This is a genomic window from Burkholderiales bacterium (assembly GCA_036262035.1).
GTDB lineage: Bacteria > Pseudomonadota > Gammaproteobacteria > Burkholderiales > SG8-41 > JAQGMV01.
The window spans coordinates 153051-177761 of the sequence record DATAJS010000015.1; the positions used below are offsets into that span (position 1 = coordinate 153051).

At 68.0% G+C, this 24711-nt stretch carries 18 protein-coding genes; 12 read left to right on the forward strand and 6 right to left on the reverse strand.

Translation table 11 applies throughout. The annotated features are described in order from the left end of the window. Positions 1-157 precede the first annotated feature (157 nt). The gene (locus tag VHP37_19375) at positions 158-2875 is read left to right on the forward strand and encodes an EAL domain-containing protein (protein ID HEX2828524.1); all 2718 of its coding nucleotides are present in this window, start codon (positions 158-160) and stop codon (positions 2873-2875) included. A 79-nt stretch (positions 2876-2954) separates the two neighbouring features. Here the strand turns inward: VHP37_19375 and VHP37_19380 are convergent, their stop codons facing one another. From VHP37_19380 to VHP37_19390, 3 genes are read right to left on the reverse strand one after another with little or no spacing between them, the layout of a single operon-like run. Continuing rightward, positions 2955-3398 (reverse strand): response regulator, encoded by a 444-nt coding sequence (locus VHP37_19380; GenBank protein HEX2828525.1) that lies wholly within the window; start codon positions 3396-3398, stop codon positions 2955-2957. Further along, on the reverse strand, positions 3385-4929 hold the full coding sequence (locus tag VHP37_19385; protein ID HEX2828526.1) for an ATP-binding protein: 1545 nt from the start codon (positions 4927-4929) through the stop codon (positions 3385-3387). Before VHP37_19385 ends, VHP37_19380 begins: the two co-directional genes overlap by 14 nt. A gap of 32 nt (positions 4930-4961) precedes the next feature. Further along, on the reverse strand, positions 4962-7574 hold the full coding sequence (locus VHP37_19390; GenBank protein ID HEX2828527.1) for an EAL domain-containing protein: 2613 nt from the start codon (positions 7572-7574) through the stop codon (positions 4962-4964). Between the two features lie 585 nt (positions 7575-8159). Here VHP37_19390 and VHP37_19395 point away from each other — a divergent pair. The 6 genes from VHP37_19395 to VHP37_19420 are packed head-to-tail and all read left to right on the forward strand — an operon-like array spanning position 8160 to position 14965. Continuing rightward, positions 8160-9041, forward strand: coding sequence for an STAS domain-containing protein (locus VHP37_19395; GenBank protein HEX2828528.1), 882 nt, complete (start codon positions 8160-8162; stop codon positions 9039-9041). A gap of 46 nt (positions 9042-9087) precedes the next feature. Then, positions 9088-9453, forward strand: a complete 366-nt coding sequence (locus VHP37_19400) for an STAS domain-containing protein (protein ID HEX2828529.1) — start codon at positions 9088-9090, stop codon at positions 9451-9453. Positions 9454-9460: 7 nt separating this feature from the next. Then, positions 9461-9862, forward strand: coding sequence for an anti-sigma regulatory factor (locus tag VHP37_19405; GenBank protein ID HEX2828530.1), 402 nt, complete (start codon positions 9461-9463; stop codon positions 9860-9862). After that, positions 9853-10869, forward strand: a complete 1017-nt coding sequence (locus tag VHP37_19410) for an ATP-binding SpoIIE family protein phosphatase (protein HEX2828531.1) — start codon at positions 9853-9855, stop codon at positions 10867-10869. The genes VHP37_19405 and VHP37_19410 overlap by 10 nt, the downstream gene beginning before the upstream one ends. Next, positions 10866-12992 carry an ATP-binding protein gene (locus VHP37_19415; protein ID HEX2828532.1) on the forward strand — a complete coding sequence of 709 codons (2127 nt, stop codon included), beginning with the start codon at positions 10866-10868 and terminating at the stop codon, positions 12990-12992. The genes VHP37_19410 and VHP37_19415 overlap by 4 nt, the downstream gene beginning before the upstream one ends. Next, entirely contained in the window at positions 12989-14965 is a 1977-nt protein-coding gene (locus VHP37_19420; protein ID HEX2828533.1) for a response regulator, read from the forward strand. The genes VHP37_19415 and VHP37_19420 overlap by 4 nt, the downstream gene beginning before the upstream one ends. Here the strand turns inward: VHP37_19420 and VHP37_19425 are convergent, their stop codons facing one another. Further along, the gene (locus tag VHP37_19425; GenBank protein ID HEX2828534.1) at positions 14966-17065 is read right to left on the reverse strand and encodes an EAL domain-containing protein; all 2100 of its coding nucleotides are present in this window, start codon (positions 17063-17065) and stop codon (positions 14966-14968) included. 147 nt (positions 17066-17212) lie between these two features. Here VHP37_19425 and VHP37_19430 point away from each other — a divergent pair, with 147 nt between their 5' ends. Then, entirely contained in the window at positions 17213-18523 is a 1311-nt protein-coding gene (locus tag VHP37_19430) for an NAD(P)/FAD-dependent oxidoreductase (GenBank protein HEX2828535.1), read from the forward strand. A 1-nt stretch (position 18524) separates the two neighbouring features. Here the strand turns inward: VHP37_19430 and VHP37_19435 are convergent, their stop codons facing one another. Next, complete coding sequence (locus tag VHP37_19435) at positions 18525-19205, reverse strand: nitroreductase (GenBank protein ID HEX2828536.1); 681 nt, start codon at positions 19203-19205, stop codon at positions 18525-18527. Between the two features lie 157 nt (positions 19206-19362). Further along, on the reverse strand, positions 19363-20616 hold the full coding sequence (locus VHP37_19440; GenBank protein ID HEX2828537.1) for an MFS transporter: 1254 nt from the start codon (positions 20614-20616) through the stop codon (positions 19363-19365). Positions 20617-20810: 194 nt separating this feature from the next. Here VHP37_19440 and VHP37_19445 point away from each other — a divergent pair, with 194 nt between their 5' ends. The 4 genes from VHP37_19445 to VHP37_19460 all read left to right on the forward strand — a co-directional run bounded on the left by VHP37_19445 (position 20811) and on the right by VHP37_19460 (position 24660). Next, a complete protein-coding gene (locus tag VHP37_19445) occupies positions 20811-21155 on the forward strand; it encodes a methyltransferase domain-containing protein (protein HEX2828538.1) in 345 nt (114 codons plus the stop codon). Continuing rightward, positions 21152-21691, forward strand: a complete 540-nt coding sequence (locus tag VHP37_19450; protein HEX2828539.1) for a hypothetical protein — start codon at positions 21152-21154, stop codon at positions 21689-21691. The genes VHP37_19445 and VHP37_19450 overlap by 4 nt, the downstream gene beginning before the upstream one ends. 102 nt (positions 21692-21793) lie before the next feature. Continuing rightward, entirely contained in the window at positions 21794-23434 is a 1641-nt protein-coding gene (locus VHP37_19455; GenBank protein ID HEX2828540.1) for a thiamine pyrophosphate-binding protein, read from the forward strand. 236 nt (positions 23435-23670) lie between these two features. Next, the gene (locus tag VHP37_19460; protein ID HEX2828541.1) at positions 23671-24660 is read left to right on the forward strand and encodes a tripartite tricarboxylate transporter substrate binding protein; all 990 of its coding nucleotides are present in this window, start codon (positions 23671-23673) and stop codon (positions 24658-24660) included. Positions 24661-24711: the final 51 nt, after the last annotated feature.

The following is a 24711-nucleotide window of genomic DNA, read 5'->3' on the forward strand; positions in this document are numbered from 1 at the left end:
GCAGCGGCCGAGCGTCGCGAACGATCCCCGTCCCCGATCCAATTGAAGCGGCGGCCGCGCGTCGTCAACGAGACTGCCATCCGGACACTGATACGGTCCGGAGCGTCCATCAAGCGCGTCCCGCCCTTCGCTTGCGAGAATTGGGAGAGAGCTCGCGATGCGTATCGATACCGGGACGGCGAACAACCTGCGTGTCCTGATGCTGGAGGACCTCGAGCTCGACGCCGAGCTCTGCCACGAGGAGCTCAAACGGGGCGGCCTGTCGTGCGACGTGCACCGTGTGGATACGCGGCAGGGTTTCGAGAATGCCCTCGAAGGGTGGCGCCCCGACATCATTCTTTCCGATTTCAGCATGCCGCGCTTCGACGGCATGAGCGCGCTGGGCATCGCCCGGGAGCGCACCCCTGCGACGCCGTTCATATTCGTATCCGGCACGATCGGCGAGGAGCGCGCCGTCGAAGCGATGAAGCGCGGCGCGACCGATTACGTCCTGAAGCACCACATGAACCGCCTCGTGCCGGTGGTGAAGCGCGCGCTGCGCGAGCAAAGCGAGCGCGACGCGCATCGCAAGACCGGCCGCGCGCTCGACGAGACCCGGGCGCGCCTCGACGGGATACTCGCCTCGCTCACCGACGCGGTGTGGTCGGTCTCGCTCGCGCCGATGGAAGTGAGCTACGCCAACGCCGCGGCCGAGTCGGTCTACGGGCGGCCGCTGTCGGAGCTCGTCTCGCAGCCCGGGCTCGTGCTGGATGCGGTGCACCCCGATGACCGGGCGCGCTTCACGGCCGCCTGGGCCGACGCCGCCAACGGCGGCATGCTGGACGTCGAGCACCGCGTCATCACGCCGGAGGGCGACGTGCGCTGGATCCACGTGCGCGCGCGCGGCGTGCGCGGGGACGACGGCCGCATCGTTCGCATCGACGGCATATCGCGCAACATCACACGCCGGCGCAACGCCGAAGAGCGCGTGGCGAGGCTCACGCGCGTGCGCGCGGTGTTGAGCGGCATCAACGCCGCGATCGTCAGGGTCCGCGATCCGGCGCAGCTCTATCACGACGCGTGTCACATCGTCGTGCACGACGGCGGGTTCGGGTTCGCCTGGGCCGGCCGGGTCGAGGGCGCCCGCGGACACATCGATCCGATCGCGCATTGCTGTCTCGATCTGATGCTGACACGCGGCAACGGCATCGCGCTGCAGATGGGCGGCGATTCGCCGCCGGCCCTCATCGCGCAGGCCGCGCGCAGCGGAAAAGTGGTGCTGTCGAACGCGCTGCAGGGCGATGAGGCGCTGATCGAGGGCGGCCGGGACGAGCCCCGCGGCTTCCGCTCGATCGCCGTGGTGCCGATCCGGTGCGGGGACCGCATGGCGGGGGTGCTCGCGCTGTTCGGCGCGGAGCCGGACTTCTTCGGCGAGCAGGAGGTGAAGCTGCTCGACGAGCTCTCCGCGAACCTGTCGTTCGCGATGGACTACATGGAGAAAGCGGCGAGCGTCGATTACCTCGCGTACTACGATGCCCTGACCGAGCTGCCGAACCGCAGGCTGTTCTTCGATCGCCTCGCGCAGCTCGCGACGCTCGCGCACACCGAGCGTTACGCCTTCGCCGTCGCAGTCATCGACATCGCCCGCTTTCGCGGCATCAACGAGACGCTGGGGCCGTCAGGCGCCGACGCGATACTCACCGAGTCGGCAAAGCGGCTCCGCGATGCCGGCGGTGCGGCGGCGACGTGCGCCCGCATCACCTCGGACCGTTTCGCGCTGACCCTGCACGACCTCAACCCGGAATCGGGCGCGGCGCTCGCCATCGAGCACGTGATGAAATCCTTCGACGAGCCGTTCGAAGTCGACGGCACCTGCGTTGCCGTGCAGGCCAGGGCCGGCGTGGCGATGTTCCCGGAGGACGGTGCGACGCCCGACGCGCTGTTCGCCAACGCCGAAGCGGCGCTCCAGCACGCCAAGCGATCGGGTGCCCGGCTGCGCTTCTATGCGCGCGAGATGAACGCCCGCGCCGCCGAGATGCTGCAACTGGAGAACGAGCTTCACGCGGCGGTTCGCGAACGGCAATTCGTCCTGCACTACCAGCCTCGCGTCGAGCTGAGGACGGGGCGCATCTGCGGCTTCGAGGCGCTCATCCGCTGGCAGAGCCCGGCACGCGGGCTGGTCCCGCCCGGCGTCTTCATTCCGCTGCTGGAAGACACCGGCCTGGTCCTGCACGTCGGGCGCTGGGCCCTGCAGCAGGCGGCCGCGGATGCGGCGCAGTGGCATCGCGACGGCATCGTCATGCCTCCGATCGGAGTGAACGTCTCCGCCGTTCAGCTTCGCGAATCCGATTTCGTCGACCACGTGCTCGATGCGATCGCGAGCGTCGGCGGAAGCCGTTCGTCCATCGAGCTCGAGCTGACCGAGTCGGTGGTGATGTCCGACGTCGAAGGCAATGCGCGCAAGCTCGCCGCCATCCGCGACGCGGGCGTGCGTATCGCAATCGACGACTTCGGCACGGGTTATTCGTCTCTCGCCTATCTCGCGCGCTTGCCCGTCGATGCGCTCAAGATCGACCGCTCGTTCGTCTCTTCGATGAACGACAGTCCGGTGCAGATGGCGATCGTCACCACGGTGATCTCGCTCGCACGCAGCCTCGGCTTGAGCGCGGTAGCCGAAGGCGTCGAGAGCGAGGACGAAGCGCGCGTGCTGGCCACGCTGCGCTGCGACGAAGGCCAGGGCTTTCTGTACAGCCGCCCCGTGCCCGCGGCGGCGGTGCCCGCATTGCTGACCCGCATGGGAAATGCCGAGGACGACCGCACGCCGCTGCGCGCGCTGCAGCGCGCGGCGCACGAGAGGACGGTGTCGCGCCTGCGCCGCCTGCTCGGCCGGGGTTAGGGGGTGGAGGAAAGGAGGTTCAAGGAGCGAACCTTGGTTTCCCTCCTTGGCGTTCACCGAAACCGAAGTGTTTCGGGCGTCAGCCCGGAACACTTCGGTTTATGGCGAGCCAGTAATAGCCGGCCTGGCGCGTCACGTCGGCGAGCGCGTTGAAATCCACCGGCTTGACGACGTAGCTGTTCACGCCGAGGTCGTACGTCCTGGCGAGATCGCTCTCTTCTTGCGACGAGGTCATCACGACCACCGGGATGCGCCTGGTGTGCTCGTCCGCCTTGATCGCGGTGAGCACCTCGATGCCGCCGACCTTGGGCATCTTCAGATCGAGGAACACCAGTCGCGGGTGGACGTCGGGCCGGCTCGCGTAGCGGCCCTTGCGGAAGATGTACTCGAGCGCTTCCTCGCCGTCCTTCACCCACGTGATGTTGTTGGCCACCTTGCCGCTCTTCAACGCGGTCATGGTGAGCTCGGCGTCGAGCGGGTTGTCTTCTACCAGCAAGATCTCGATCTGCTCAAACTCTTCCATCGCTGCTGCTCCTCGGAAGGGTGAAATAGAACGTCGCGCCGACACCCGGCTCGCCCTCGGCCCAGACACGGCCGCCGTGCCGCGTGATGATGCGGTGCACGAGCGCGAGGCCCACACCGGTCCCCGGGAAGTCCGACTGATCGTGCAGCCGCTGGAACACCCCGAAGAGCTTCGCCCCGTAGCGCGGGTCGAAACCGGCGCCGTTGTCGCGGACGAAGTAGGTGTGCTCCCTGGCGTCGCTGATCGCGTTGACCTCTATTGTGGGGTTTTCTTTCTTGCCTGAAAACTTGAACGCGTTTGAAAGCAGGTTGATCCACACCTGCGCGAGCAGGCTGCGGTCGCCGAGCGCCTGCGGCAGGTGCCCCAGCTTGAGCTCGTGGGTCGCTTCGGGGTTCTGCGTCTTGAGCTGCTCGAAGTTCAGCCTGACGAGATCCTCCATGTCGACGCTGCGCATCTGCAGCGACTGGCGCCCCAGCCGCGAGAACGCCAGCAGATCGTCGATGAGGGTGCCCATGCGCGCGGCTTCAGACCGAACGATGCCGAGCTTCCTCTTCGCCTCGTCGTCGAGCGAGGTCTCGTGGTGCTCGGCGAGCAGCTTGGAGAAACCCACGATGGCGCGCACCGGGGCGCGCAGGTCGTGCGAGACCGAGTAGCTGAAGCTCTCGAGCTCCTTGTTCGCCGCGGCGAGCTGCTCGGTGCGCTGGGTGACGCGCTCCTCGAGCTCGCCGTTCAGCTGCGTGAGCTCCTCCTGCACCCGGCGCAGCTCCGCTTCGACCTGCTGCCGCTCGACGACCTGCTGCTCGAGGCTCGCGTTCGACTGCTCGAGCTGCGAGCTGCGCTGCTCGATCTCGCCGAGCATGCGGTTGAAGGCGTCGGCGAGATAGCCGATCTCGTCCTGGGTCGTCTTCGGCGCGCGCAGCGAATAATCCCGCGTCTCGACGACCTCGCGCGCCACGTCGCGCATCGCGAGTATCGGGTGCGTGACGGTGCGCTGGAGCCACCACGCCACGATCAGCGACACGCCGAGCGCGCCCAGCAGCACGAGCACGAGGATGGTGAGATAGGCGCGCAGGTGCTGGCCCGCGTCGTAATCGGCCTTGATGTAGAGCGTGCCGAGCGGCGAGTCCGCGGTGCCGAGGCGCTTGAAGAGCACCGCGGTCGCGCCGTGCACGCGGATGCCGTCGGTGTCGGGCTTGCCGGGGATCTCGGCGTTCTCCCGGCCGGGCTCGCGCGCGTAGGTCGCGAAGACGAGGCCGCGGGCGTTGTAGAGCGCGGCCGCCTTGACCAGCGGTTTGGCGTAAAGCAGCTCGAGGTTTTCCTCGGCCACGCGCGCATCGTCGAACTTCAGCGCCGCGGCGCTCGCACGGCCGACGATCTCGGCCTGGGTGGCGAGATCTTCGAGCAGCGTGCGCTCGTACAGCCGCATGTCCTGGTAGAGCATCGCCGCGCCGGCGACGACCAGCGCGATCAGCGTCGTGGCCAGCGTCGCCAGCACGAGCCGGCGGCGCACCGAGCGCGAACCGTGGGGCATCGGCGAAAGCGGGAGAACCGGCGCGCGCTGCGCTAGCCCGGACCGGGTGGAGGCGCGTCGCAGAGCTCGAGGCACGCCTCCCACGGCACCGGGGTGCTGTAGAAATAACCCTGGATCTCGTCGCAGCCGAGCGAGCGCAGGAGCTCGTGCTGCGCGGCAGTCTCCACGCCTTCGGCGACGACCGACAGGTCGAGCGCGTGCGCGAGCGAGATGATGGTCGAGACGATCGTCATGCTTTGCTGTTCTTCGGTCATCGTCATGATGAACGCGCGGTCGATCTTGAGCGAATCGACGGCGAGCTTGGCGAGATAGCTCAACGACGAATAGCCGGTCCCGAAGTCGTCGATAGCAAAATGCACGCCCAGCTCGCGCAGCTCGCGCAGCTTCCGGCTGTTCTCGCCGATGCTTTCCATCAGGATGGTCTCGGTGAGCTCGAGCTCGAGGCCGTGGTGGGCGCCCGGGCTGTCCGCGAGCGCGCGTGCGACCACGTCCACGAAATCGCTGCGGCGAAGCTGGATCGCCGAGACGTTCACCGCGACGCGCGGCGTGTAGCGACCCGTCGCGGCGCGGCTCTTCCAGTCGTCGAGCGCTTTTTCCAGCGCCCAGCGGCCGACGTCGAGGATGAGTCCGGTCTCTTCGAGCAGCGGGATGAAGCGCATCGGCGGCACGAGCCCGTGCTCGGGATCCTCCCAGCGGATCAGCGCTTCGACGCCGCTGACCTGCCCGGTCGCAAGATGCAGCTTGGGCTGGTAGTGCAGCGTGAACTCGTTCTTCTCGAGCGCGCGGCGCATCTTGTGCTCGAGCGTGAGCTTTTCGGCGACGCGCGCGTTCATCGCGGGCTCGTAGAAGAGGAACGGCTCGCTGCGCAGCTTCGCCTGCTTGAGCGCTGCTTCGGCGTTGGCGAGCAGGCTGTCGGCGCTCGCGCCGTCGGCGGGGAAGAACGCGATGCCGACCGAGATGTCGACCCGGAGCTCGTGATCGCCGACGAGGTACGGCTGGGCGAGCGTCGGCGCCGACTCCTTGATCATGTGCGCGACGTCCGAAGGCTGCACGCCGAGGAGAAAGCCGCCGAAGTAGTCGGCCGACAGCCGCGCGGTCTCCGCGAGACCGGTCCATTCCGCAGAGACGCGCGCGGCGATGCGGCGGAGCAGCCCGTCGCCGACATCGCGGCCGTAGGTGTCGTTGATGCCGCGGAAGCGCTTCACGTCCCACACCAGCACGGCGATGCCGCCGTCGTCGCGGCGCACGCCCTGTATCGCACGCTCGAGGCGGTCGCGCAGGAGCTGCCGGTTCGCGATGCCGGTGACCGGGTCGTGCCACGCGAGGTAGTACAGCCTCTGCTCGGCGTCGATGTGCTCGAGCGCGAAAGAGACGTCCGCGGCGAGCTCCATCAGCAGCTTCACCTCGTCGTGCGTGAAGACGTTGGTCTGCGTCGCGTACAGCGTGAAGTTGCCCGCGACCACGCCGCCGACCTTGAGCGGCAGGATGACGAGCGAGCGGTAGCCGCGCTCTGCCGCCTCGGCGAGACGCTGCGGCAGGTCGGATTCGGCCGCGATGTCGTTGACGATCGCCGGCTTGGCCGAGGTCAGCATGCGCTCGAGGTGGCCGCCGGCTTCCGGCATGCCGTGGACGACGATCGGGTTGTTGGCGGTGTCCTCGTACTGCAGCAGTCCCGCGCTCGCGACCGGATGGATCTCGCCGCTCGCGCGGTCGAGCATGCCGATCCACGCCAGGCCGAAGCCGCCGTCGTCGATCGCGATGCGGCACGCTTCGTAGAGCAGCTTCTGGGTGTCTCGGATGCGCACGATCGCGGCGTTGATGCCCGAGAGCACGGCGTGGATGCGGTTGAGGCGCTCGATCTTCTCGTCCTGGAGCTTCTGCTCGGTGATGTCGAGCCCGATTGCGCCGACCATCGCCGGACGCCCTTGGGCGTCGGGGATCGGGAAATGATTCGAGAGCCACCATCTCAGCGTGTCGCCTTCGCCGCGGCGGACCGTTCGGCGGAGCGGCTGGTTGGTCGCGATCACCTGCTCGTGCACCGCCTTGAGCTCGGCGACCTGCACGGGATCCCAGACCTGCGTGTACGGCCTGCCGAGCACGTCCCGCGCGTCGAGGCCGTGCGCTTCTTCCCACACTTCGTTCACGTAGGTGTAGCGCCCGTCGAGGTCGCGGATCGAAGCGCGCGCCGGCAGGTGCTGCATGAAGGAGCGGAAGCGCGTCTCGCTCGAGCGCAGCTCCGCCTGCGCGTGCAGCTTGTCACGGCGCTCGCGCGCTTCGTTGAGCGCGCGCCTGACCACCGGACCGAGCCGGTTGAGCTTGTCCTTGAGGACGTAATCGGTCGCGCCGGCCTTCATCGCTTCGACCGCGCGCTCCTCACCGATCGTGCCGGACACGAATACGAACGGAATGTCGGCCGCGCGCTCCTGCGCGAGGCCCAGCGCCGTGAACCCGTCGAGGTCCGTCGGCATGCTGAAGTCCGAAAGAATGAGATCGGGCGCGAACGTGGCGAGCGCCTCGGTGAAGCTCGCCCTCGTGTACACCCGCTTCGATTCGAACTTAAGCCCCGCACGCCTAAGCTCGTGCTCGCACAACTCCGCGTCGAGTGGCTGATCCTCGACGAAGAGGACCCTCACTAGGCTGTCCATGCCTCTCTCCCACACACCGGCGCAGTACGGTCTGCGCCCGGCCCCTGTTTCCCGAACCCGTATGACTGCTTATGTTTGTGCCCGCCGGGTCAGGGGGCTTGTGCGTCCTGGCGCTTTACGGGTGTTCTTGGTGCGCGCAGGCCTTTTGTGGCTTAGCCGATGCAGTTTCATGACGCAAACATACATTTTGTGTACCTCCCCCGGCGCGGTGTGAGAAATTTCACGGTTTGGCCGCCGAAGGGCCTTGCTTGTAGGGTTTTGCCCGGTAGCGCATGGGAAAGTGTTCCTCATCGCACCGGTTTTTCGCGGGTCGAATGCGCGCCAGGTATGCAATTCCGCTATGGCTGGTTGGACCGGGTGCGGCGCCGCCAGGATGTCCGTGCAGGCGGCTCTGAAGCCCGCAACGTGAACGGGTCGACTCTTCCGCAAACGGGTCCCGCCACCTACAATTCACGGTCTTTTCACTCGCGTAACGGCGGCGCTTCCCGCGCCGTTGACATGCCCCGCGGGCTCGCATGAGACGCCCGCCCTCCACGAGGGGCGCCGGGGCTACGCCTGCCGCACACGTTTCCTAGGGGGAGAAGCATGAGTTCGACCGCATCGAGCACCCTCGTCAAGGCGCTCAACAAGAACGAGGCGAAGACCGTCGCGGACTGGGTCAGGAGCCAGCAGTCGTCGCACACCTACCGTCCGGACCTGATCCGGGAAAACGAGCTCACCCAGCAGTCGACCGAGTTCCTGCGCACCCTGGTGCAGACGCTGCAGAATGCGTCCAGCGACGACGTCGTGACGGCGGAATGGAGCGAGGTGCGCGATTTCCTCGCCGGCGTGTCGCACGCGCGCGCGCAGCAGGGCTTCAGCCCGTCCGAGACCGCCACCTTCGTCTTCTCGCTGAAGGAGCCGCTGTTCAAGCTGCTGCGCGACGAGATCAAGGACGCGGGCGCGCTCGCCGACGCGATGTGGTCGGTCACCGAGCTCATCGACAAGCTCGGCCTGCATACCACCGAGGTCTACCAGAAGACGCGCGAGGCGGTGATCGTGCGCCAGCAGCGCGAGCTCCTCGAGCTCTCGACGCCGGTGGTGCAGCTCTGGGACGACATCCTCGCGCTGCCGCTCGTCGGCACGCTCGACAGCGCGCGCGCCCAGGTCGTCATGGAGACGCTCCTGCAGAAGATCGTCGAGACCGAGGCCGCGATCGCGATCATCGACATCACCGGCGTGCCGACCGTCGATACGCTGGTCGCGCAGCACCTGCTGAAGACGATCGCCGCGACGCGCCTCATGGGCGCGGACTGCATCATCAGCGGCATACGCCCGCAGATCGCGCAGACGATCGTGCACCTCGGCGTCGACCTCGGCGAGGTCGTCACCAAGGCCACGCTGGCCGACGCCTTCGCGGTCGCGCTCAAGCGCACCGGCGCGCGTATCGCGCACGGCGACGCTTCCCCGGCCGCGAAGCGCGACTAACCCTTCACCCTTCACCCTTCACCCTTCACCCTTCACCCTTCACGCCATGGAGCGCATCCCCATACTCAAGATGGGCAAGTTCCTGCTCGTCACGATCCAGGTCGACATGCACGACCGGCTCGCGCTCAACCTGCAGGACGACCTCACGAACAAGATCGCCGCCGAGCGCGCGCACGGCGTGCTGATCGACATCTCCTCGCTCGACATGGTCGATTCGTTCATCGGCCGCATGATCGCCAACATCGCGGGCATGGCGCGCGTGCTCGACGCGGAGACCGTCGTCGTCGGCATGCAGCCTTCGGTCGCCATCACGCTGGTCGAGCTGGGCCTGCCGCTGCAGGGCGTGCACACCGCGCTCAACGTCGAAAAAGGCATGGCGCTTCTGGAACGCCGCGTCGGCGAGCGACTGTAACGATTCGATGACGCCACCTCCGACCACGCTGCCGATACGCACGTCCGAAGACATCGTGCGCATGCGGCAGGCGGTGCGCGAGCGCGCGGTCTCCCAGGGCTTTTCACTCGTCGACCAGACCAAGATCGTGACTGCCGCGAGCGAGCTCGCGCGCAACACGCTCGACTACGGCGGCGGGGGGGACGTGGAGGTCACGGTCCTCGCCAACGGCTCGCGGTCGGGGCTGCGCCTGTCGTTCGTCGACCACGGTCCGGGCATCGCGGACATCGCCACCGCGCTGCGCGACGGCTACACCTCCGGCAACGGTCTCGGCCTGGGGCTGGGCGGCGCCAAACGCCTGTCGAGCGAGTTCGCCATCGATTCGAAGCCGGGGCAGGGCACGCGCGTCACGATCACCCGATGGAAGTGATGCGCCAGCTCGCGCTGCCGGTCGAGGATCAGAGCCACGTTTCCGAAGCGCGCCGCCACGCCGTGGCGATGGCGCGCAACCTCGGGTTCTCCGAGGAGCGCGCGGGGGCGGTCGCGATCGTCGTCACCGAAGCCGCGACCAACATCGTCAAGCACGCGACGCGAGGCGCGATCCTCGTGCAGCCGGTGGCTGCGAACGGCACGCGCGGCCTCGAGATCGTCGCGATCGATCGCGGACCCGGCATCTCCAACCTCGCGGTGAGCCTGCGCGACGGCCATTCCACCGCGGGCAGCGCCGGCATCGGTCTGGGCGCGCTCGCCCGCCTGTCCAGCGACTTTGACGTATATTCGCAGGCGGGTGGAGGAACGACGGTGCGCTGCGTGTTCTGGCCCGCGGATCCGCCACAGGCGAGCAACGAGATCGAGAGCGGCGTGGTGTCGGTCCCCATGAAAGGCGAGACGGTTTCGGGCGACGACTGGTCGCTGCACGGGCTGCGCGGGCGCTATGTGCTCTTCGTGGTCGACGGGCTCGGTCACGGCCCCGAGGCGGCCGATGCGGCCGCGGCGGCCAAGAGCGTGATCGAGCGCAACATCGCCCGTCCGCCCGCCGAGCAGATGCACGCGGCCCATGCGGCGCTGCGCGCGACGCGCGGCGCAGCCGCGGCGATCGTCGAGCTCAAGCCCGCGAGCGAGGTCGGCACTTTCTGCGGCATCGGCAACATCGGCTGCTTCGTGCGCGCCGGGGGCAAGACGCGCAGTCTCGCTTCCCACAACGGCATCCTCGGACACCAGATGCGCCACGTGCAGGAATTCAGCTTTCCCTTTCCGCCGCGCGCGCTGCTCTACGCGTACTCCGACGGCATGACCTCGCGCTGGGATCCCGCCGCTTACGCCGGCCTCGAAGCGCGCCACCCCGCGCTCATCGCCGCGACGCTCTACCGCGACCACAACCGCGGCCGCGACGACACCACGATCGCGGTGCTGCGCAACCTGCGGGCGGCCGCTTGAGCACGCGCGTCCTCAACGTCGCGATCGATTTCGAGCAGGACATCGTCTCGATGCGCCAGCGCGCGCGCCAGATCGCGGGCCTGCTCGGCTTCGACAACCAGGACCAGGTGCGCATCGCCACCGCGGTGTCGGAGATCGCGCGCAACGCCTATCGCTACGCCGGGCGCGGCACCGCCGAGTTCGCGCTCGAAGGGTCGACCGCGCCGCAGCTGCTCATCGTGCGCGTCTCCGACCGCGGTCCCGGCATCCCGCACCTGCCGGCGATCCTCGACGGGCAGTACCGCTCCAGCACCGGCATGGGCCTGGGCATCGTCGGCGCGCGGCGGCTCATGGACCAGTTCGACATCACCTCCACGCCCGGCCAGGGCACCGAGGTGGTGCTCAAGAAGATGCTGCCGGCGGGCTCGCGCTACCTCGGTCTGCTGGAGCTCTCGCGCATCGCCGAGGTGCTCGCGGTGAACAATCCCGAGACCCCGCTGCAGGAGGTCGAGCACCAGAACCGCGAGCTGCTGCGTGCGCTCGACGAGCTGCGCGAGCGCCAGGACGACCTCGAGCGCCTCAACCGCGAGCTCGAGGACACCAACCGCGGCGTGGTCGCGCTCTACGCCGAGCTCGACGAGAAAGCCGCGCACCTGCGGCGCGCCGACGAGATGAAGTCGCGCTTTCTCTCGAACATGAGCCACGAGTTCCGCACGCCGCTGAACTCGATACGGGCGCTTGCGCGGCTGCTGCTCGACCGCACCGACGGGCCGCTCACCGGCGAGCAGGAAAAGCAGGTCGGCTTCGTCAGGAAAGCCGCCGAAGACCTCACGCAGCTCGTCGACGATCTGCTGGACCTCGCCAAGATCGAGGCGGGCAAGGTCGTCGTGCAGCCCACCGACTGGTCGGTGGGCGAGCTCTTCAGCGCGCTGCGCGGCATGCTGCGGCCGCTGCTGGTCAGCGAGTCGGTGCAGTTGCGCTTCGACGAGGCGGACGACGTGCCGATGCTGCACACCGACGAGGCGAAGGTGTCGCAGATCCTGCGCAACTTCATCTCCAACGCGCTCAAGTTCACCGAGCGCGGCGAGGTGCGCGTGTCGGCCGCGGTCGACGAGAGCGGCCAGCGTATCACGTTCTCGGTCGCAGACACCGGCATCGGCATCGCGCCCGAAGACCAGGCGCTCGTCTTCGAGGAGTTCACGCAGATCCAGGGGCCGCTGCAGCGCAAGGTCAAAGGCACCGGCCTCGGACTCCCGCTGTGCCGCAACCTCGCCACGCTGCTCGGCGGCACGGTGGGCGTCACCAGCGAGCGCGGCCTCGGCTCGACGTTCGGCGTGACCGTGCCGGTGCGCTACGGTCCGCCCGACCAGGCGCCGGATGTCGAGCCGACGAAGGAGATCGACGCGACGCGCGTGCGCGTGCTCGTGGTCGAGGACGACGAGAACGCGCAGCTCGTCTATGACAAAGTCCTGCGCGACACAGCGTACCAGATCGTCTCGGCGCGCACGTTGCGCCAGGCCCGCGGCGCCCTTGCGCACGAGCCGCCCGCCGCGATCGTCCTCGACCTCGTGCTGAAGGGCGAGCAGGCGTGGCAATGGCTCTCCGAGCTCAAGCGCAATCCGGGCACGCGCGACATCCCGGTGATCGTCGTGTCCACGACCGAGGACCAGCGCAAGGCTTTCGCGCTCGGCGCGGAAGCGTATCTGGTCAAGCCGATCGCGCCCGAAGCGCTGCTCAGGGAGCTCGATACCTACACCCGCAGCCGCGTGCTGCTCATCGACGACGACGCGGCATGGCGCTACACGATGCGCAAGATGCTCAACAACGCGCGCCACAGCGTCATCGAGGCCGCGGACGGCGGCAGCGGTCTCACGAGCGCGGTCGCCGCGCATCCGCAGGTCATCGTGCTCGACTTAGGCCTCCCCGATATCGCGGGTGAGGAAGTGCTCCAGCGTCTCGCCGACGATCCCGCGACCCGCGACATCCCGGTCGTGGTCGCGACCTCGCGCGATCTCACGCCCGGCGAGCACGCGGCGCTCGCGAGCCGCGCCAGGGCGGTGCTCAACAAGCGCGACTGGGAAAGCGAGCTCGTGCCGCGCCTCACCGCAATTCTGGACGACGCGGCGACGGAGGCGCGCGCATGAAGGCCAAACCCGCCGTGTCGGCACGCATTCTGAACGTCGACGACAACGAGATCGGCCGCTACACCAAGACACGCATACTGCAACAGGCCGGCTTCGACGTGATCGAAGCGGGCAACGGCGCCGACGCCCTGCGCGCGGTCAAGGAGAGCCGGCCGCAGCTCGTGCTTCTCGACGTGCAGCTGCCCGACATGTCGGGCTTCGAGATCGCGCGGCGCATCAAGGGCGATCCGATGTACGCGCGCCTGCCGGTGCTGCACATCACCGCGACCGGCAACGCCGAAGAGAGCGAGATCGGCAGCCTGGAGAGCGGCGCCGACATCTTCCTCGCCCAACCCGTCGAGCCGCAGGAGCTGATCACCGTCGTGCGCACGCTGCTGCGCCTGCACACGACCGAGGTGGGCCTCGCGGAGAGCGAGGAGCGCATGCGCCTCGCGACCGAAGGCGCGGGCATCGCGACGTGGGACATCGACCTGCGCGACAACTCGGCGCACTGGAGCCGCCAGTTCTACGCGCTGGTCGGCTGCAAGCAGGGCGGTCCTTCGACCGCGCAGCTCTGGCTCGACCTCATCCATCCCGAAGACCGCGAAGCCGTCAGCGCCGCGATGGAAGAGGCGCGCCGCAACGGGACGCTCTTCAACCGCGAGCACCGCATCCTGAGGAAGAGCGACGAGGCGGAGCGCTGGCTCGCGCCGTACGGCAAGGTGCACGCGGACGAGACCGGCCAGCCGACGCGCTTCATGGGCGTCGTGGTCGACATCACCTCGCGCAAGCGCGAGGAGGTGTGGCGCGACCAGCTGCTCAAGCTCGAGCAGCGCGCGCGCAGCGAGGCCGAGAACGTCGCGCGCCTCAAGGACGAGTTCCTGGCGACGCTCTCGCACGAGCTCAGGAGCCCCATGAGCGCCATCCTGGGCTGGCTGCACCTCATGCGCACCGGCCGGCTCACCGAGGAGCAGCACGCCAAGGCGATCGAGACGATCGAGCGCAACGCGCACCTGCAGAACCAGCTCATCAACGATCTGCTCGACGTCTCGCGCGTCATCGCGGGCAAGCTCGACCTCGTGCGCGAGGCAGGGCAGATCGATGACGTGATCGAGGGGTCGATCGCCTCGGTGCGCGTCTCGGCGCAGGGGAAAGGCATCGCGATCGAGACCGCGCTCGAGCACGTGCCGGACATGCATTACGACGCGGCGCGGCTGCAGCAGGTGTTCGTGAACCTGCTCTCCAACGCGGTGAAGTTCACGCCGTCGGGCGGACGCATCGACGTGCGCGCGCGCAAGCGCGGCGGGTCCTGCGAGGTCGAGGTCGCCGACACGGGCGAAGGGATCGAGCCGCAGCTCCTGCCGTATCTCTTCGAGCGCTTCCGCCAGGCGGACGGATCGACCACGCGCAGGCACGGCGGTCTCGGGCTGGGCCTCGCGATCGTGCGCCACATCGTCGAGCTGCACGGCGGCAGCGTGAGCGCGGAGAGCCCGGGCAAGGGCAAGGGCGCGACCTTCCGCGTCAAGCTGCCGATCGGCACGCACGCGGTCGTGTCCGCCAGGGCGTTCGTGAAAGCGGCGCCCGCGGCGCGTGTCGAACCCGATGTCGGCAGCGCGTCACGACTGAAGGGCGTGAAGGTGCTCGTCACCGACGACGAAGCGAGCGCGCGCGGGCTCATGTCGCAGGTGCTCGTATCGGAAGGCGCCGACGTGATGACCGCGAGCAACGCGAAGGAAGCGGTGGCGATCTGCACGCGCTGGCGTCCGGCGGTTCTGGTGCTCGACATCGGGATGCCGGGCGAGGACGGCTACGCGCTGCTCGGCAATCTGCGCGGCAAAGGCGCCGCCTGCGAAGCGCCTGCGATCGCGGTGACCGGTTACGCGCGCGACGAGGACCGCGAGCGCGCGCTGTCGTCCGGCTTCCAGGCGCACATCTCCAAGCCCTACGACATCGAAGAGCTCATCAAGCTCATCCGGTCGCTGGCCAGGCAGTGACTACGCCGCCGCTTCGGCGATCGGAGCGGCCGGTAATCCCAGCTCCGCCCGCAGCGCGCGCTCGAAATCGGTCGGCGGAACCGGTTTGCTCCTGTAGTAACCCTGGTATTCGTCGCAGTCGAGGCTGCGCAGTAACTGGAGCTGGTCCGCGGTATCCACGCCTTCCGCCACCACCTTGAGCTTCAGGTTGTGCGCGAGCGCCACGGTCGCGCGCACGATGGCCGCATCCTCGAGGTCGTCGGAGACATCGCGGATGAAGGAGCGGTCGATCTTCAGCTTGTCGAGCGGGAAGCGCTTCAGGTACGACAGGCTCGAATAGCCGGTGCCGAAGTCGTCGATCGACACGTGCACGCCCATCTGCGACAGCCTCTCCAGCGTGACGATCGCATCCGACGCGTTCTGCATGACGACGCTCTCGGTGATCTCGATCTCGAGGCATTCGGGCGGCAGCAGGCTCTTCGCCAGCGCGACGCCGATGTCCTCCAGCAGGTCCTTGCGCCTGAACTGCACGCCGGAGATGTTCACGGCGACGCGCAAGCCCGGCAGTCCCGCGTCCTGCCACGCCCTGTTCTGGCGGCAGGCCTCCTCGATCACCCACTTGCCGATCGGTACGATCAGGCCGGTCTCCTCGGCGAGGGGGATGAACTGATCGGGCGCGAGCAGTCCGCGCTTGGGGTGGCGCCAGCGCAGCAGCGCTTCCATGCCGACCGTGGTGTCGCCGGCGAGGTCGACCTTGGGCTGGTAGTGCAGCTCGAACTCGCCGCGGTCGAGCGCGCGCCTCAGATCGTTCTCGAGCATCAGCCGCTCGGGGAAGAACGTGTTCATCTCGGTCGCGAAGACGCGCGCGTTGTCGCGGCCGCCCTTCTTGACGTTGTACATCGCCGCGTCGGCGCGCGTGATCAGCATCTGTGCGGTGTTGCCGTGCACGGGGTAGATCGCGATGCCGATGCTCGGCGTGATGTAGAGCTCCTGCTGGTGGACGCGGAAAGGCTCGCGCAGCGCGGCCAGCGCCTTCGCGGCGACGTCGCGCGCGTCGCTCTCGCCTTCGATCTCGCGCAGCAGCATCACGAACTCGTCGCCGCCCAGCCGCGAGACCGTGTCCTCGCCGCGCACCAGGCCGGCGAGCCGCGCCGCGACGCCGCGCAGGAGCTCGTCGCCGACGAAATGGCCGAGCGAATCGTTGACCACCTTGAAGCGGTCGAGGTCGACGAACAGCACGGCGCAAGCCGCCCTGCTGCGCCCGGCGTGAACGATCGCCTGCTCGATACGATCTTCGAGCAGCATGCGGTTGGGAAGCTTGGTGAGAGGATCGTGCAGCGCGAGGCGCTGGAGCTCGTCGTTCGCGCGCTGGAGCGACGCCGCCATCAGCGCGGTGCGGCTCATCGCCCGGGCGTCGATCACCGACAGCACCAGGGTCACCGACAGGACCACCAGCGTGGCGATCGTCAGGGTCGCGGCCATCCAGGCGTTGTCCACCTGCGGGCCGGTCGTGCAGATCGTGTCGGGAGCGAAGCTCGCCGCCGCCATCCCGGTGTAGTGCATGCCGGTGATCGCGAAGCCCATGATCACCGCGCTGCCCAGCTTGGCATAGCGCATCCACTCGGAGCCCGCGCGCAGGGTGAACGCGATCCACAGCGCGGCCATGGACGCCGCGATCGCGATGCCGACCGAGGCCGCGAACAGCAGCGGATCGTAGCTCGCGTGCGGGTGGGTCTGCAGCGCCGCCATGCCGGTGTAGTGCATCGAGCAGATGCCCGCGCCCATGACGACGCTCGCGACGGCGAGCTTCTTCAGGGTCAGCGTGCTCCGGCTCGCGATGTGCAGCGCGAAGGCCGAGACCACGATCGCGATCGCCATCGACAGCAGCGTGACCGCGACGTCGTAGCTCAGCGGTATCGGCAGGCTGAAGGCGAGCATGCCGAGGAAGTGCATCGACCAGATGCCGACGCCCATCGAGAACGCGCCGCCGCCGAGCCACGCGCGCGCGCTGCGGCCGCTCGATTGAGAGATGCGCGTGGCGAGGTCGAGCGCCGTGTACGACGCCAGTATCGCGACCAGTATCGATACGACGACCAGCCCGTAATTGTAGGTACCGCTCATGAGTACTTTTCGGGTGAACCTCCCGTTTAACGGCACCCGGGAGCCGGTACTGAGCGCGGAGGGTGAGGATTAAGTCACGGTTTTGACCGCCTTGGCCGTCGATTAAACTGTCGCGCGACATTTCCTCAGCGCTCGGTCAGATAAAACATGCACGATGCGATCGTCCTCGGCGCGGGCGCGTCCGGGCTCAGGGCCGCCGCCGACCTGGCTCGCGCGGGTCTCTGCGGCTTCGTCCTGGACGCGCGCGACCGCATCGGCGGCCGCATCCACACGCTCCACGAGCCGGGTCTTGCGCTGCCGATCGAGCTGGGCGCCGAGTTCATCCACGGCAAGGCCGCGGCGGTGTTCGACCTGATCGACCGGGCCGCGGGCGCCGCGATCGACAGCGGCGGCGAGCGCTGGGCACTGTCCGGCGGCAGGCTCGAGCGCGCGAACCGGCCGTTCGCAGCGATCGCGCACGCGATGCGCAACGATCGGGCGCTTTCGAAGAAGGACCTCGCGTTCGACGAATTCCTCGACGAGCATCTGAAGGACGTCCTTTCGCCCGAAGCCCGCGAATCGGCGCGCATGCTCGCGCAAGGCTTCGACGCCGCGGACACCCGCCGCGCCAGCGCCCGCGCGATCGTCGAGGAATGGACCGGCGGCGCCTCGGTCGGGTCGTCGCAGTTTCGTCCGCTCGGCGGCTATGGCGCGCTGCTCGCGCACCTCGCGGGCGGGCTGCGCGGCTCGGGCATGCGGCTGCAGCTCAACACCGAGATACGCTCGATCCGGTGGAAGCGCGGCGAAGTCGAGGTGCGCGGACTGTTCCACGGGCGTGCGTTCGGCGTGCAGGCGAGACGCGCGATCGTCGCGCTGCCCCTGGGCGTCCTGCAGAGATCGCGGCCGCCGGGCGGCGTGCAATTCACGCCCGCGCTCGCCGGCAAGCGCGCCGCGCTGAAGCACCTCGCGGCGGGGCCGGTGCTCAAGGTGCTGCTGCGATTCAGGCATGCGTTCTGGGAAGACGTCGAAGACGGGCGCTACCGCGACGGCGCTTTCTTCCACGCGCGCAAGAAAGCCTTTCCGACCTTCTGGACCGCGCTGCCGGTGCGCACGCCGGTGGTGGCGGCGTGGGCCGCCGGACCGAAAGCCTCGGCGCTCGCGGGCGCCGATCCGGCGAAGGTCATCGCAGCAGCGCTTGCGAGCTTCGCGACGCTCTTTCCGGCGATCGACGTCGAGGGCATGCTCGAAAGCGCGTCGTTCCACGACTGGCAGGCCGATCCTTACGCGCGAGGCGCCTACAGCTACGTGCTGGTGAACGGCGACAGCGCGCGCAAGGACCTCGCCGCGTCGCTCGCCGGCACGCTCTTCTTCGCGGGCGAAGCGGCGGACTGCGAAGGCGAAGCAGGAACGGTCGCGGGCGCGCTGCAGAGCGGCACGCGCGCCGCGCGCGAGCTGCTGGCCGCCGCGCGCCGGCGGTGAATCAGTCGAGGAACGTCGCGTAGTCGTCGAGTTCGATGCGCGGCGGCTGGAAGGTGTTGATGACGTCGTCGGGATCGGCGTAACCGACGGCCATGCCGCAGATCACGATCCGGTCGTTCGCGAGGGCGAGCTCGCGCCGCACGACGTCCGGGTAGCTCGCGATCGACGCCTCGGCGCAGGTGTGCAGCCCGCGCGCACGTGCGGCGAGCATGATCGTCTGGAGGAACATGCCGTAGTCGAGCCAGCTTCCCTTCTCGAGGCCGCGGTCGATGGTGAAGACGAGGCCCGCGGGCGCGCCGAAGAACTCGTAATTGCGCGCGCGATACGCTCTCGACTTCTCACGGTCGCCGCGCCCGATGTCCAGCGTGCCGTAGAGCCCCCAGCCGCACTGGCGCCGGCGTGCGAGATAGGGCTCGTAAACGGGGTCGGTGTAGTACTCGTAGTCGCGGTGTTCCTTCTCACCCGCGAGAAACGCCTGCTTGATCGCCTCGCCCACGCGTTTCAGCGTCGCGCCGGTCAGCACGTGCACGCACCACGGCTGGATGTTCGAGCCGCTGGGCGCATGCCGCGCGACCGCCACGATCTCGCGCAGCACCTCGCGCGGCACCGGGTCGGGTTTATACGCGCGGATCGAGCGCCGCGTGCGCGCGGCGGTGAAGACGTCCGGTGCTGGGTCGTTCATATCGTTCATGCCTGGCAACAGAAAAAGTGACGGGTGAGGCGGTGACGGATAGTGCAGTGACGGATAAAGCGGTGACGAAAGGCGTTCGCGCGGGTGGAACCCGTCACCGCTCCACCCGTCACCGTTTCACCCGTCACCGCCACATCGGTCACTTCCTTCAGCGATCGCCGGCATCCGCAATCAACCTCGACATCCGCAGCTCCCGGACCGCCGAAGACTTCGACCACGATGCGACGATCACGGCGATGGCGAGTCCCGAGAGCAGGAGCACCACCATCTCCGGGCCCAGCAGGTCGGCGACTACGCCGGCGAGGAGCGCGCCGATGGAGATGAACGCGGGGAATATGGGGAGCAGGCTGGCGATGCGCCCGCGCAGGTGCTCGGGCGCGCACATCTGGAGCGTGGTGACGTGCACGGTGTGGTGCACCATCTCCGCGATGCCGGCGATCGCGAGGAACACCACCGCGACCGCGACGTTGGGGCTCACGGCGAACGCGACGAGCGAGAACGCGAACACCGCGAGCGCCAGCATCTGCACGAGCCCGGTCTGGTCGTAGCGCGAGGTCCATGCCGCGACGAGGCCGCCGAGGATGCCGCCGACGCCCACCGCCGAGAGCATGAGGCCCAAGCCCTCGGGGCCTGCCTTGAACACGTCCGCGGCGAACACCGGCATGAGCGCGCTGAAGCTCGGAATGAGCAGCAGCGGCGGCACGAGACCGAGCACGACCATCATGCGCGCGACCGGGTCGGAGGCGACGAAGCGAAACCCTTCCTTCATCTCTTCCCAGGCGGAGGTCTGCCTGCGGCTGGCGGCGGGAAGACGCCCCGCCTGCACCGAGAGCGCCGCCATGACGACCCCCATGAGGAGCAGCGCCTGTATGCCGAAGTTCCACGCCGCGCCCATCGCGCCGATGAGAAAGCCCGCGACCGAAGGCCCGACCGCGCGGCTCACGCTGAACGCGACGCTGTTGAGCGCCACCGCGTTCGCGGCGTCGTTGCGCGGCACGCTGTGGAAGATGAGCGTGCTGCGCAGCGTGCGGTCGAAGACCGCGCTCACGCCGGAGAAGATCGAGAACGCGAAGAGGTGCCACGTCTCGACGCGCTCGAACGCGAGCAGCGCCGAGAGCGCGATCGACACCACCACCATGAGCAGCTGGCTCGCGGCGAGCGCGTAGCGCCGGTCCATGCGGTCGGCGACGACGCCGCTCACCGGCGCGAGCAGCAGCATCGGGATCGCGCGCGTGCCGAGCACCGCGCCGAGCACGCTCGCCGACCCTGTCACGTCGTATACGACCCAGCCGAGCGTGGCCTGTTGTATCCACTGGCCCGCGGTCGCGAAGAAGGTGCCGGTCCAGAGACGGCGGAAGTCGCGGTGTTTCAGCGGGGCGAGGGTTGCCTTGAAGCGGGACAAGCGATGACCTTTGCTGACGATGTCGTTTCTATATCATGATTTCGAAAGAAGTGACGGCTAAACCGGTGACGGGTGAAACGGTGACGGATAATCGGTGACGAGTAACGTCGCGCGAACGCTTTTCGTCACCGCCTTATCCGTCACTGCACTATCCGTCACGGCTTCATCCGTCACTTTTTAGACCGGGAGACTCGATGCTTCGCCGCAGCGTCCTCTGTTTGATCGCCGCTCTCTGCGCCCCCGCCGCCGCGCAGGAACGCTATTCGCCGTTCGTCCCGACCGAGGAGAGCGACGTGACGCGCATGCTCAACCTCGCGCGCGTCGGCGCCGGCGACGTCGTCATGGACCTGGGCTCGGGCGACGGGCGCATCGTGCTCGAGGCCGCGCGCATGAACAAGGAGGCGCGCGGCCGCGGCATCGAGATGGATCCCAGGCTCGTCGCCGAATCGAACGCGAAGGCGAAGTCGGCGGGTCTTGCCGATCGCGTGCAGATCCTCCATCAGAACGCGTTCGACGCCGATCTCTCGCAGCGACCGTGATCACGATGTGGCTGTGGCCGGAAGTGATGCTGATGCTGCGTCCGAAGATCCTCGCCGAAGCCGCGCCCGGCACGCGCGTCGTCACGCGCATGTGGGATCTCGGCACCTGGCCGCCCGACGAGAAGGCGAACGACGGCATCGCGCTGTTCAAATGGATCGTGCCCGCGAAAGTCGCCGGCGCGTGGGACTGGGACCTTTCGTTCGGCGACAAGCCGGTCGGTTATTCGGCGATCCTCGACCAGCGCTACCAGACGGTCGAAGGCTTCGCGCGTTCCGGCAACCGCCGCGCGCAATTGAATGACGTGAAGCTCGTCGGCGACGACCTCACGTTCTCGCTCCTGCTCTCGCTAGACGAGAAGCGCACCGCGCGCCACCAGTTCCGCGGCAAGGTCAAAGGCGACGTCATCGTCGGCACCGCGTCGGTGCTGCGCGAGCCTTACGACAAAGCCGTCGAGGTGCCGTGGCGCGCGCGGCGCGTGGCGCAGTCGGCGTACTTCGAGCCGACGGGGCCGGACCCGGATGCCGGTAAGTGGTGAGTCGACGTCGATAAACCAGGGTCGGACCCCGATGAAGCCGGGGTCTGACCCGTGTGCTAGCATCGATTCAAACCGAAAAACTTCCGCTGGGAGGAGATTCGCATGGCTCGAATGACCGGTAACCGTTATTTCGCCGAAGCCATGCGCGGCTACGGCGTCACGCACCTGTTCTATGTGAACTCCGTCATCGGCGGGGCGATGCGGGAGATCGAGAAGATCGGCGTCAAGCGCGTGATCACCCACGGCGAAAAAGCCGCGGCGTACATGGCCGACGCGTACGCCCGCGCATCGAAGCGTCCCGGCATCTGCCTCTCCCAGGACATCGGCTCGACCAACCTGCTCGCAGGCCTGCGCGACCCGCGCATGGCGAGCTCTCCCGTCATCGCGATCACCGGCGGCCAGAACGACCAGCCGCGCTATCGCCATGCCTACCAGAACGCCGAAGACTTCCACGCGTGGAGCGCGGTGACCAAGGCGAACTTCTCGGTCGACACGGTCGAGCGCTTTCCCGATCTGCTGCGCCAGGCGTTTCGCGTCGCGACGTCCGGCACGCCCGGCCCGGTGCATCTGGAGCTGCGCGGCAACGCCGGCCAGATGCTCGACAAGGAAGCCGACCTCGATACCACGGTCGAAGAGCGCTTCAGGCAGTTCCCCGCATTCCGCCCGGCCGCCGAGATGTCGGCGGTGAAAGCGGCGGTCGCCGCATTGTCCGAAGCGGGCAAGCCGATCATCGTCGCCGGCGGCGGCGTCGCGTCGTCGGGCGCGGGTCCCGAGCTCGTCAAGCTGGCCGAGCTGCTGTCGATCCCGATCGCGACCAGCCTGCATGCGAAAGCGATGGTGCCCGACGACCATCCGCTCAACGTCGGCGTGCCCGGCAGCTATTCGCGCTGGTGCGCCAACAAGGCGGTGCAGGCGGCGGACCTCGTGTTCTTCATCGGCAGCCACTCGGGCGGGCAGGTGACCAACGGCTGGCAGATCCCGAAGCCGGGCACGAAATCGATACAGCTCGACATCAACCCGGAAGAGCTCGGCCGCAACTACCCCAACGCGGTCTCGCTGTGCGGCGACGCGAAGGTCGTGCTCCAGCAGATGATCTCGGTCGTCGAGAACCAGCCGTCGCGCCGCGCCGAATGGCTCGAGCAGGTGAAGAGCTACGTCGCCGATTTCTGGGCCGAGAGCGATCCGCTGAAAGCGAGCGACGCGGTGCCGATGCGTCCCGAGCGCATCTGCAAGGAGATCGAGGAATGGCTGCCGTCGAACACGACGGTCGTCGTCGATACGTTCCACGCGGCGATGTGGACCGCGCAGATGATCCGCATGAAGCAGGGTCAGCACTACCTGCGCTGCGGCGGCTCGCTCGGCTGGGGTTTCCCCGCGGCGATCGGCGCCAAAGCCGCGCTGCCTGACAAGCCGGTCGTCGGCTTCGCGGGCGACGCCGGTTTCTACTATCACATCGGCGAGCTCGAGACCGCCGCGCGTTACGGCATCAATCTCGTGATGATCGTCAACACCAACTACTCCGGCGGCGTGCTCGAGAAAGTCGCGTACGAGAAATCGGTGAACTTCGCCAGGGTCGCCGACAGCCTCGGCTGCGCGGGCTTCCGCGTCGAAAAGCCCGCGGACATCCGCGGCGCGCTCGACAAGGCGCTCGCCTGCGGCAAGCCCGCGGTCGTCGACATCGTCAGCGATGCGGCGATCCAGGCGAAGCGCGGATGGGTGCCGGCATCGGTGAGTGGCGAGTAGGTGATAAGAAAGAAGTGACGGATAAACCAGTGACGGATAGTGCAGTGACGGATAAAGCGGTGACGAAAGGCGTTCGCGCGGGCGCACCCCGTCACCGCCTCATCCGTCACCGTTTCACCCGTCACCGTTTCATCCGTCACTCTTGTAGTCCGACGACCGCGACGAACAACATGACCTGAATCGAAGCGTCGCCTTGGGTGTTGCCGACAGGGAGGTAACGACCGAGGAGGGATGCGATGAAAGCGATTTGGAAAGTGGCGGGCATGGCGATGGGTTTGGCGGTGTGCGCCGCGGCCGGGGCGGCGGCGAAGAAGGCGGAGAAGGCGGACACCTATCCGTCGCGGCCGATCCGGTTCGTGGTTCCTTTCGCGCCGGGCGGGCCGAGCGATATCCTCTCGCGCCTGGTCGGACAGAAGCTCGGCGAGAGCTTCGGCGGCACCCCGGTGGTGATCGACAATCGCGGCGCCGTCGGCGGCATCGTCGGCGCTGAGCTCGGCGCGAGCGCGCCGCCCGACGGCTACACGCTGCTGATGGCCGCGAACAGCCTGCTGACGATCAACCCCCACGTCTACAAGAAGCTCGGCTACAACCCCGAGCGCGATCTCCAGCCGGTCACGCAGCTCACCTCGACCGGCAACGTCGTCGTGGTCCACCCGTCGGTCGCCGCGACGTCGCTCAAGGAGTTCATCGCGCTCGCGAAGGCGAAGCCGGGGCAGATCAACTACGCAACGACGGGGACCGGCAACGTGCTCGGCATCGCGGCGTTCAAGTCGAGGGCGGAGATCGACATGGTCGCGATCCCCTACAAGGGAACGGGACAGGCCGTTATCGATCTCGTCGCGGGCCAGGTGCAGTTCTTCTTCATGAACCCGCTGGTCGCGGTGTCGAACGTGAAAGCCGGCAAGCTGCGCGCGCTCGGCGTCACTTCGCTGGATCGCAATCCCGCGCTGCCCGACGTGCCGACGGTCTCCGAGTCCGGGCTGCCGGGCTTCAAGAACATCACGTGGCACAGCATCCTGGTTCCCGCGCGCACGCCGAAGGAGCTCGTCACGCGCCTCAACGGCGAGCTCGTGAAGATCGTGCAGATGCCCGACGTCAAAGAGCGCTTCACCGGGCAGGGCATGACCCCGGTCGGCTCGACGCCCGAGCACGTGACCGCGCTGATGCGCGAGGAATCGCGGGAGAACGCAAAGCTCGTGAAGCAGATCGGTCTGGTCGTGCAGTAACGCATACAAAAACCGGGGTCAGACCCCAAAGAAGCCGGGGTCTGACCCCGA